This window comes from Segetibacter sp. (assembly GCF_025963695.1).
Taxonomy (GTDB): Bacteria; Bacteroidota; Bacteroidia; order Chitinophagales; family Chitinophagaceae; genus Segetibacter.
Genome location: NZ_JAOQAH010000094.1, coordinates 23,878 through 35,299 on the forward strand (window position 1 = coordinate 23,878; position 11,422 = coordinate 35,299).

At 39.8% G+C, this 11,422-nt stretch carries 8 protein-coding genes; 4 read left to right on the top strand and 4 right to left on the bottom strand.

Features of this window, described 5'->3' with window-relative positions:
• The first annotated feature begins 208 nt into the window (after positions 1-208).
• From JWR87_RS17020 to JWR87_RS17035, 4 genes are all read left to right on the top strand, one after another.
• Positions 209-1,567 (top strand): glutamine synthetase family protein, encoded by a 1,359-nt coding sequence (locus JWR87_RS17020; RefSeq protein ID WP_297822391.1) that lies wholly within the window; start codon positions 209-211, stop codon positions 1,565-1,567.
• Positions 1,568-1,699: 132 nt separating this feature from the next.
• Positions 1,700-2,743: a hypothetical protein gene (locus tag JWR87_RS17025; RefSeq protein WP_297822393.1), complete on the top strand. Its 1,044-nt coding sequence runs from the start codon at positions 1,700-1,702 to the stop codon at positions 2,741-2,743.
• An 11-nt stretch (positions 2,744-2,754) separates the two neighbouring features.
• Positions 2,755-3,603: an HAD-IIA family hydrolase gene (locus JWR87_RS17030; RefSeq protein ID WP_297822395.1), complete on the top strand. Its 849-nt coding sequence runs from the start codon at positions 2,755-2,757 to the stop codon at positions 3,601-3,603.
• A gap of 356 nt (positions 3,604-3,959) precedes the next feature.
• On the top strand, positions 3,960-4,973 hold the full coding sequence (locus JWR87_RS17035; protein WP_297822397.1) for a glutamine synthetase beta-grasp domain-containing protein: 1,014 nt from the start codon (positions 3,960-3,962) through the stop codon (positions 4,971-4,973).
• Between the two features lie 324 nt (positions 4,974-5,297).
• Here the strand turns inward: JWR87_RS17035 and JWR87_RS17040 are convergent, their stop codons facing one another.
• The 4 genes from JWR87_RS17040 to JWR87_RS17055 all read right to left on the bottom strand — a co-directional run.
• Complete coding sequence (locus JWR87_RS17040; protein ID WP_297822399.1) at positions 5,298-6,362, bottom strand: outer membrane beta-barrel protein; 1,065 nt, start codon at positions 6,360-6,362, stop codon at positions 5,298-5,300.
• A gap of 250 nt (positions 6,363-6,612) precedes the next feature.
• Positions 6,613-7,998 carry an ammonium transporter gene (locus JWR87_RS17045; RefSeq protein ID WP_297822401.1) on the bottom strand — a complete coding sequence of 462 codons (1,386 nt, stop codon included), beginning with the start codon at positions 7,996-7,998 and terminating at the stop codon, positions 6,613-6,615.
• A 237-nt stretch (positions 7,999-8,235) separates the two neighbouring features.
• A complete protein-coding gene (locus tag JWR87_RS17050) occupies positions 8,236-9,663 on the bottom strand; it encodes a glutamate synthase subunit beta (RefSeq protein ID WP_297822403.1) in 1,428 nt (475 codons plus the stop codon).
• A 233-nt stretch (positions 9,664-9,896) separates the two neighbouring features.
• A partial coding sequence (locus JWR87_RS17055; RefSeq protein WP_297822405.1) for a glutamate synthase-related protein occupies positions 9,897-11,422 on the bottom strand: 1,526 nt, incomplete at its 5' end.

Below are 11,422 nucleotides of genomic sequence, written 5' to 3' on the forward strand. Positions count from 1 at the left end.
ATGCAACCAAAACACCGGCAGCCCTTGCCGGTGTTTTTACTTTTAACACCTCACCGTATTTTTTCTAAAGACAAATTTGTCTTCACTCCTATCTAATCGTTTAAAAGTTTGCTGTACAGATTTTCGATTTTTAGAGATACAATTCAAAAATTACTATGACCTTTACTTCTACTATCAATGAAATTAAAACCCAAGACCAGGAGTCCCTATGCCAGATGAAAAGGATTGGAAACAAAGAATCGAAAATCTGGAAACAGATAAAATAAAATTTGCGGTAACAGATATAGATGGGGTTTTAAGAGGCAAAATCATTAGCAAAGCAAAGCTGCTGAAAGGATTAGAGGAAGGATTGGGTTTTTGCAACGTGGTTTTCGGTTGGGATATAAACGATGCTGTTTATGATAATACAAGTGTGAGTGGCTGGCACACGGGTTACCCAGACTCAATAGCATCTATAGATGTTGATACTTACCGCACCATTCCCTGGAATGATAATATTCCTTTTTTTCTTGCTGATTTCCGTAACTCTAAACATGTTAGCGCTGCCTGTCCACGTACACTGCTAAAACGGGTTCGGCAACAATGCATTGATAAAGGCTTTAACCCCCAGTTTGCAAAAGAATTTGAATGGTTCAATTTTAAAGAAACTTCTCAAACCCTTAAAGACAAAAACTATTTCAACCCACAGCCGTTTACTACAGGCATGTTCGGTTATTCTATACTTCGTTTATCACAGAACAAAGCATTCTACAACGATCTTTTCGACCTACTTAAGCAATTCAATATTCCAATTGAAGGTTTGCACACCGAAACCGGCGATGGGGTATGTGAAGCTGCAATTGATTATACCGATATTCTTGAAGCAGCAGACCGGGCAGTGTTGTTAAAATCTTCGGTTAAAGAAATTGCCTCAAGTCATCATCTAATGGCTTGTTTTATGGCTAAGTGGAGTAGTGAATTTCCTGGCTGTAGCGGGCATATTCACCAAAGCTTGTGGGACGCAGAAAAGAATACAAACATGTTTTATGAGGAGAATGAGGAAAACAAGATGAGCAAATTGCTTAAGCAATATATAGCAGGTCAGTTGTATTGTCTGCCTCATATTTTGCCCATGTATGCACCTACGGTAAATAGTTATAAAAGATATGTTGAAGGTGCCTGGGCTTCCACATCGGTCAGTTGGGGAATCGAGAACAGGACTACCGCTTTGCGTGTCATCAACCATAGCCACAACTCAATGCGGCTTGAAACAAGAGTGCCGGGTGCTGATGCAAATCCATATCTTTCGCTTGCGGCAAGTCTGGCATCGGGCCTATATGGAATTGAAAACAACCTTTCACTTGATATTGTGCCGACAAAAGGAAATGAATACGCGAATCAATCAAACCACAAATTTCCCAAAACATTAAAAGAAGCCACAGATGCAATGAAAGCATCAGATATCGCAACCAAATTATTCGGAGCAGGCTTCGTTGACCATTTTACAAAAACAAGAGAATGGGAATGGAAACAGTTTACACAAAAGGTTACCGATTGGGAATTGAAGCGTTACTTTGAAATTATTTAAAACCCAAACCTTAAAGGGAGAAGAGAGAACAACAGTTGATGTGGACGAGACAACGTTTGAGTATATTCTAAAGTACTCATCTTCCTTCTCCTGTATTAGAAGGAAGATGAGGTATCACAATTATTTACTGATATGCCTTTTATAGATTTTACTGCCATAATTGAAGAAGCGTGGAAAGCGTATGACAGCACACGCGAAATAATTCGGATAGTTGACATAAGCGCCAAAGTATCTACCAATCATGTGTACAGGGTAACTTTTACCGATGGTAATTTTATCATTGCTAAAATGTCTTACTTCGGCATGTTTGAACATTTTGTTGAAGATCATAGCATCATAGACACTTTGTCTAACAACCTGCCAGCCCCATTTGAAAATTTTCTCGCCCGCGCCCTTGCAAAAGGAAAAAACTTGTTTGTTTATCGTTATAAGAATGAGATTTTAGACGCCTGGGTAGTTTTTTACAGGCCAATCGCAATTAAGAAAAGATTGCCGAAGCGATTGGACGAAAGCCAGATTATAAAACTGGCTGTACAGCTGGCACTGTTTCATAAGGCTTGTCATAATACCCGCAATACGCTTCCGCCGTCTTCTAAAACGCTGAAGACCGACATTGACCATTTGTTGCAGATTATTGAAACGGAAGAGGGCCGGTTTGAACACCGCATGCACCTGGACGAAATTAAAGAGCAGTCAGAAATATTTTTCGAAAATACCAACATACTCAAATCGCCTGATTTTGATAAAATTCCAGTTTTTGTTGACTGGAACATCGGCAACTTTTCTGTTACATCTTCCCTCCGGTTATTTTCCCGTTGGGATTATGATTGGTTTAGAATGGGATCGCGCATGCTTGACTTTTATTTTTTAAGTCGCGTTGTTTCTAATGTGGGTGATCGCACAGCTTTTAGTTATTATATAGGCCCTTTAATGGAAGAACGCTTTTTAATTTTCCTTAAAGCATACCACCAGGTCTACCCACTGAAAGAAGCAGAAATCCGGTTTTTAAAGGAAGCTTACCGCTTCTTTATTTTAAACTACGTTATCAAAGACGGCCGTTTCTTTTTTCACGAATTATTTGCAATTAAACTACAGAAAGAAGCTTACGAAATTTACCTGCCTTCTGTTGAAAAAGAATTTAATGCAGACATTATTTTAAAAGCTTTAAATATCTAACCAACTAACCCATGGAAATACAACCGTTTTTGCCCCTTGCTGAAAAATTCAGAGCCGTCTTTTTAGACTCTTATGGCGTTTTAAAAAATTACAAAGGATTAATTGATGGTGTACAGAATACAATTGTGAAGTTGAGAGAAAAAGGCATTGCAATCCGAATACTTACCAACGACGCGTCGCGAAGCCAGGAGCAACAAATTCAGAGTTTTGCAAAACAGGGGTTACATGGTTTTGAAACCCACGAAGTAATTACATCGGGAATGATGGCGAAGCACTTTTTGCAGCATAAAGTAACCGAAGGAAAAATCGCATATCTAGGTACAGAAAATTCTGCTCACTATATTCTTCAATCAGGTTTGGAGCATATCGCCGTTAAAGATGTTGACCTTAACGATGTCAGAGACATTTCCGCTTTTGTCTTTTTAGATGACGAGGGATTTGATTGGAATACAGAAATTAATAAGACTGTAAACCTGCTACGACGCAAAAACATACCAATTATTGTTGCTAATTCCGACAAATTGTACCCGGTTTCTAAAAACGATGTAGCAGTTGCCACCGGCGGTATTGCCCGCCTGGTTGAGAGTATGCTGAATAAAAAGTTTATTCATTTTGGCAAACCTGACACGCAAATGTTCACCTATACTTACAATAGGTTAAAGCAACGGTTAGGACCATTTACCAAGAAAGAAATTTTAATGGTAGGCGATAATTTGAACACCGACATTTTAGGCGGTAACAAGTTTGGCATTAAAACTACTCTTGTCCTTTCTGGAAATACCAGCGAAGAAAATGCACAACAACAAATTAATGCTTCAGGCATTATTCCTGATTTTATTTGCCGGTCTATTATTGACTAGCAGTAGTTACACTACCTAAAGGCTAATACAATTTTTCGGTCGCCATCTTTTTGTCATTCCCCAACATTGTTGTGTCACTCACTTCTACTTATAAGTTTCCATTCAGCCCGCCTTCCTTTCGCCGTTTGTGTAATAATGCTAAAAAAACAGGTAGAAAGCAGAGCAATATTGAATGAAGAATTTAGAGAACTGCAATAAATTACGATATATATTACAATTTACAATATACGTTTAAGTTATTCACCTTAATCGAAAATTAAGGTCAGTAATTGTAAAAAAAAATCCTTTTTCTTTTATTTTAATTAAATTTGCCTCAGTATCGTTTAAAAATTTAAAATTTATAACTTAAATTGTTTATGTCGTTAGTAAAACTCGAGTACATCTGGCTTGACGGTTATAAGCCCACCCAAAGCCTTCGAAGCAAAACTAAGATCGAAAAAGATTTTAGTGGTAAGCTTGAAGATTTGCCAAACTGGTCTTTTGATGGTTCTTCTACTGAACAGGCACCAGGTGGTTCTTCTGATTGCGTATTGAAACCCGTTTATGTTGTAAAAGACCCGCAGCGGAAAAATGCCTTCCTGGTTATGTGTGAAGTTTTATCTGCAGGTGGAGTTCCTCACCCAAGCAATGGTCGTGCGCTTATACAAGATGACGATAATGATTTTTGGTTTGGATTTGAGCAAGAATATTTCTTGTGGAACCGCGATACTAACAGACCTCTTGGCTTTCCTGTTGGTGGCTACCCTGCTCCTCAAGGGCCTTATTACTGCTCTGTAGGCGCTAACAATTCTTATGGAAGACATATTGTTGAAGAACACCTGGATGCTTGTATTGAAGCCGGTTTAAATGTAGAAGGCATCAATGCTGAAGTAGCTGCGGGCCAGTGGGAGTTTCAAATATTTGCAAAGGGTGCAAAACAAGCGGGTGACGAAATTTGGATCGCACGATACCTACTTGAAAGAATAGGTGAGAAATACGGAGTATCAATTAATTGGCATTGTAAACCACTAGGCGCTTTAGACTGGAACGGGTCTGGCATGCATGCAAACTTCTCAAACGATGTTTTAAGAACTTGCGGCAGCAAAGAAACTTACGAAAAAATATGTGAGGCTTTCCGTCCTGTTGTGAAAGAGCACATTGATGTTTACGGAGCCGATAATCATCTACGCCTTACCGGCAAGCACGAAACTGCTTCCATTCTCGATTTCTCTTACGGTATTTCTGACCGTGGAGCATCCATCCGTATACCTTTAGCCACCGTAGAAAGAGGTTGGAAAGGATACCTGGAAGATCGTCGTCCTAACTCAGCGGCAGATCCTTATAAAGTAGCTGCTGTAATTATCAAAACAGTTAAGTCTGCTGTTATTTAGTTATCAATTATAATTTCAGCTATTTTAATAATTAAGAGGTTGCCTTACGGCGACCTCTTTTTGCTTCTACCAATTGACCCATTGTAAGAAACGACATAAAAAAAATACACCGCAATATTACTTTCCCGAACTTTCGACACTATCTCATGATCACCCGATAAAAATTTTAGACTCCATTACGATTACAAACTATAACCCTTCATCAACATAGAAGGTTAGTTTGTTCTTTAGTCATGATGAAACATTAAGAGCAATAATACTCTTAACGTTTCAAATAATGAGTTTCTGAAAGGATCGTAGGAAAGAAGAAATCCTAAATGATGCTTAAAAACTGTATACAGCAGCTAACAAGAAACTTGAAGTGCCTTTAGAGGCAGATCCATTGCTTTTAGTAAAAATGCTTCTGGAAGCATTATCTAGTCTGAATTCAGGAATAATTCTGAAATTGTCTAATTTGATATTTCCCGAAAGTGTAGAAGCAAAAATATTTGCTCCACCACCGATTGTTTTTAAACCGTATTTTTCGTCGCTAAAATATTCATTTCTCAGGGTAAGGCCGAAAACCGTAGTTGGGTCATAATTAAGGTAAAGAGCAGAACCCCACCATTTTTTACTTAGTCTTGCGTCTTCGTCCTTTACGGTTTGAATCGTTCCATTATAACCAACACTAAATTTAGGGCTAACAGTACCTGTGACAACCAAGTCAAACTGGTTCAGTTTTGACGCTCCCGGCATTGATCTTTTTGCTCCTGAATATCCCTGATAGTTTAAATAAGCCCTTAATTTGTCGTTTTTAGTACCGGTGCTAAATTGGGCTATCAGCGTTTTTGTATTTGATGTGGTAGTGGTATAGTCGGTTGGATTGGCAAGACCAATCATAAAACCTGTTTTGCCAAATGTAAAATCGGTCCTAAGCCCGGTATGAAAGAATGGACCGTTTGTGAACATGTACGACATGCTATAGTTTTTGTTGCCTACAGCATCTACGAGTTCGTAGCCAACATGAGTTGCCCATTTACCCATTGTAAATTTTACATGCGAAGAAGGAGCATAAGTAACAAAAGCCTGCTTTATAACCTGTAGCGTTCGGGTGTCATTGTAAGAAAACTCTTCTGCTCTTCTGCCAAAACCCAGGTCGGCCACGAACCCGACTTTACCTACAGTATGTTCAGCTTTTATTGAAGCCATACCTAACTCGAACGAATTTTGGCTATTGGTAAAGCTTGTGTAATTATTGAAAGCTGCCACTTTCGGCTCGTTGAAGTTAAACCGGTAATAGCCATCGACAGAAGCGGACCATTTAAATGCTGAGACTTTTACAGAATCTTGGGAGTAGCCACCCGTAACCGAGGCCAAAGTAAGGCTCGTTAGCAAAAATTTTTGTAACATTGTTTTGGTTTTTAGTATTAAAGAAGGGTACGGCTTAAAAGCTTTTGGCGAAGCTTTTAGTAAAGCCGTACCTTATTTTACATTAATCTCACGTGCTTACTATGCATTATCATCTTTTTAAGAAGGTAAACATCTTTTTTGTTGCATCTGTTGCTAAACGTACAAGTGTGCGACGCAACAGTGACCTGTAGAAGTAATACTGCCCGGTCCCATAAAAACTCTATCTATTTCAAGTTCAAGGCAGAAGAAATTATTCCTGTACCATTTCCTCTTTCAATATACCATTATCGTGTACCAGCAAAGTGCCCTGCATGTATTTTTCATCATGTTGGCTAGCATCAAGGCCTAACTCTTCCTCTTCTGAACTAACTCTCATGGGGAGTACGAAATTTATGAACTTGAAAATTGCATAAGAAACGATGAAACTGTAAGCAACAACAATTACCAGCGCTTTTAACTGCGTAAATAAGAATGCGGCGTTTCCGTATAACAGTCCGTTAGCACCTGCGCTATTAACAGTGGTGGTAGCGAAAATACCTGTCATTACCATACCAACCATTCCACCTACACCATGGCAGGGAAAAACATCTAATGTATCGTCTAAGCGCGATTTCTGCTTGTAATAAACGGCGATGTTTGAAATAATGGCGGCGAAAAACCCGATAAAGATACTTTGAGGAATGGCAACATAACCTGCGCCGGGAGTAATGGCAACAAGGCCTACAACTGCACCAATACAGAAACCAAGTACTGAAGGCTTTTTACCACGAAGGGCATCAAAAAACATCCATGAGAGACCTGCAGCGGCAGCAGCTGTATTGGTTGTAGCAAAGGCAGAAACAGCAAGGGAATTTGCACCCAAAGCTGAACCCGCATTAAAACCAAACCATCCAAACCAAAGCAAACCAGTACCAATTAAAACATAAGGAATATTAGCAGGTGGAATTTCTTTGTGATCAAGGTGAACCTGGCGACGCTTTAAAACCAAAGCACCAGCTAATGCCGCACAACCAGCAGAAATATGAACCACCGTTCCGCCGGCGAAATCAAGAACACCCATTTTAAAGAGAAATCCTTCAGGGTGCCACGTCCAATGAGCTATTGGAGCATACACTAACAAGCTGAAAAGAGCGATAAATAAAATGTAAGAAGTAAATTTTATTCTTTCTGCAACTGCACCAACCACCAAACCAGGAGTGATAATAGCGAACATCAATTGAAACAGAGAAAAAAGGAGAAAAGGAATAGTTGGAGCTAAAGACCAGGGAGCACCAGAAGCGACACCTTTGAAAAAGAAGAAAGTAGTTGGGTTACCAATGAAACCTCCAACAGTATCACCGAAACAAAGGCTAAATCCTACTACCACCCATAGAATACTTACTACTCCGGCTGCAGCTATACTCTTCATCATTGTGGACAATACATTTTTACGATGCACCATTCCACCATAAAAAAAGGCCAGGGCCGGCGTCATAATGAAAACCATGCAGGTTGCTACAATTATCCATGCAATGTCTGCACTGTTGTATTTTCCTCCATCAGCAAAGCTGGGAAGAGAAGGGATAAAGATTGCCCCTATAGCAACTAAAGATAAAAGCAGAAAAGGTGTAACTTTTTTTAATGTGTTTGATTGCATATAGAAAAACAGTTTTTTTGATGAAATAATTTAAATTCCTTCATTCATTCAGTAAAATAATGCAAAAAAAACGAAAAAGTAACCCACAGCGTCTTATTTTTTAGTATTATGCCTTAAAATATCATATATATTTTTAAACATAATATAATTCCGGACTTGAAGTAATATAAAAAGGAGCAGTTTTATGGCTGCTCCTTTTTCTTATTTACATTTTATCTATCTTCTTACCCTTCTTCCTTAGCTTCCAGCAAGAAATTCATCCACTTTTGCTGCACACTCCCGGCCCTCTGCTATCGCCCAAACAACTAAAGATTGTCCACGTCTCATGTCTCCGGCTGAAAATACTTTTTGAATGTTAGTCTGATACATCTTTTCGTTTGCCTTTACATTTCCCCTTTCATCTAATTCAACACCCAATTCACTAATTAAACCTGCATGTTGAGGATGTAAAAAGCCCATGGCTAGCAGTGCCAATTCGCATGGAATTTCTCTCTCGCTTCCTGCTATCTCTACAAATTGAGCTGGCCTTCCGTCTGGTGTTAATTTCCATTCAAGGTCAACTATTTTCAATGCTTTTAAGTTGCCATTTTCGTCACCAATAAATTCCTTGGTCGAAACTGCCCATTGACGCGCTGCCCCCTCTTCATGTGAAGATGTCGTTTTTAAAACCATTGGATAAGTTGGCCATGGCATAAAAGGAGTTCTTGAAGCCGGTGGCATCGGCATTAATTCAAACTGGGTAACTGAATTGGCTCCGTGACGATTAGAAGTACCAACGCAATCACTTCCTGTATCTCCGCCGCCTATTACAACTACATTTTTTTCGGTGGCGATCAACTCATTTATAGCTGGCTTATTGCTAACTCTTTTATTTTGTTGCTTTAAGAAGTCCATTGCAAAAGCAACCCCATTTAAATCTCTTCCAGGAATTTTTAAATCTCTTGGAATTGTAGATCCACCCGCTAAAACAATTGCATGATTATTTCTCAAAAGGTCGTTCATGCTAATGTTTACACCTACTTCGGCATTACACTTAAACGTTACGCCTTCTTCTTCCATTATCTTCAAACGTCTTTCCACAACCCATTTTTCCAACTTAAAATCGGGTATGCCGTAACGTAGCAAACCTCCAGGGCTATCGTCTCTTTCGTAAACTGTAACGGTATGACCAGCATAGTTCAACTGCGCCGCAGCCGCTAAACCTGCAGGACCTGAACCAACAACCGCTACTTTTTTGCCAGTTCTCACAATTCCTTTAAACGGCTGCACATAGCCTTTTTGAAAAGCAATTTCAATTACATGCTTTTCTATTTCTTCAATTGTAACTGCCGGCTGATTTATACCTAATACACATGAACTCTCGCAGGGTGCCGGACAAATTCTACCGGTAAATTCAGGAAAGTTATTGGTGGCAGAAAGAATTTCATATGCCTCTTTCCAGCTTTTGCGGTAGATAGCATCATTAAAATCAGGAATCAAATTACCGACCGGACATCCATTGTGACAAAATGGAATGCCGCAATCCATACAACGGGCTGCCTGGTTGTTTAGCCTCTCCTCCTCATATAAGTGAACGAATTCATCATAATCGTGCAACCTTTCTTCCACCGGCCTTTTCTTCGGAAGCTCTCTTGTGAACTCTAAAAATCCTGTTGGCTTTCCCATATCTTTTATTTACTGATATATTTTTTTGTAGCGAACATTTCAACTTGCTTCAGCTTTTCTTGCGTCGCACCCTTGTACGTTTGAAGCGTTAATCGTCAACTTTTCGTTAATCGCTGGTTTGTCGTAATCTGAACTTTTCTTCTTAATCCCTGGTTTAGTATCGCTAGTCGCTAGGGCAAACCTCTTAAGCGGTACTTTTCGGCGATTAACGTTTCCTTCGATTTACGTCTCCCTTAAACATTATTGTTTTCTACTTTTTCAACTTGCTTGTGTTGTGCATCTGCAAGTGCTTTTTTATAATCTTTCGGAAACACTTTAACAAAGTTCTTTAACTGATTTTCAAAGTCATCTAATACAAAGCGCGCCACCCTGCTATTCGTGTATTTCAGATGATTGTAGATCATTTCCTTTAGTTCTGAGTAATCCTCTTCGGTTACGGCATCAAGGTCTACCATTTCTTTGTTGCAAAGCGTTGAGAAGGTTCCTTTCACGTCATAGATATAGGCAATACCGCCACTCATACCGGCTGCAAAGTTTCTACCTGTATCTCCTAACACCACTACGCGTCCACCGGTCATGTACTCGCATCCATGGTCGCCTACACCTTCAACAACTGCATGAACACCCGAGTTTCTAACCCCAAATCTCTCACCGGCTTTCCCCCTAATGTATGCAGTGCCCGAAGTCGCACCATAAAAAGCTACGTTTCCGATGATGATGTTGTCTTCAGGAATAAAGTTGGCCTGAGCAGAAGGGTAAACAACCAGTTTAGCTCCTGACAAACCTTTTCCGAAGTGGTCATTTGCGTCGCCTTCAAGTTCAAGTGTAACTCCATTTGCATTAAATGCACCGAAGCTTTGGCCGGCAGTCCCTGTAAACTTGAAGTGAATACTATCTTCAGGAAGGCCTTTTGATTGATAGATCTTTGATATCTCGTTAGAAACTATGGTTCCAACTGTACGATCAGTATTTCTTATTTTATAAGAAGAAAACACTTTTTGACCATTCTGCAATGCAGGCTGTGCCGCTTCCAATAACTTCCAATCTAATAAATCCTGCATTCCATGATCCTGCTCTTCCTGGTTGAACAAACCTGTTTCGGCACTAGCAGGTTCTTTGTACAAAATCTTCGACAAATCCAGTTTCCCGTATTTCCAATGCTTCACGTCGGACTTTTGCTCAAGGCAATCTACCTGGCCTACCATTTCTTCGATAGTTCTAAAGCCTAGCTCAGCCATAATCTCTCTCAATTCCTGCGTCATGAACTTGAAAAAATTAACAACGTGCTCAGCATCGCCGGTAAAGCGTTTTCTCAATTCCGGATCTTGTGTCGCAACACCTACCGGGCAGGTATTTAAATGGCATTTACGCATCATAATGCAACCTTCAACAATCAGTGCTGCTGTTGCAACACCCCACTCTTCAGCACCTAACAATGTGGCAATCGCTATATCTCTACCAGTTTTTAATTGACCGTCGGTTTGTACTACTACACGGCTGCGCAATTTATTTTTTACCAGTGTTTGATGGGTTTCTGCCAATCCAAGTTCCCAAGGCAGACCGGCATGTTTGATTGAAGTAACCGGCGAGGCCCCTGTTCCTCCATCGTGACCAGAAATCAAAACTGCATCGGCTTTTGCTTTAACCACACCTGCGGCTATAGTACCAACTCCGGCTTTTGAAACCAGTTTTACACTTATTCTTGCAGCCCTGTTTGCATTCTTTAAATCGAATATTAATTGAGCAAGATCTTCAATTG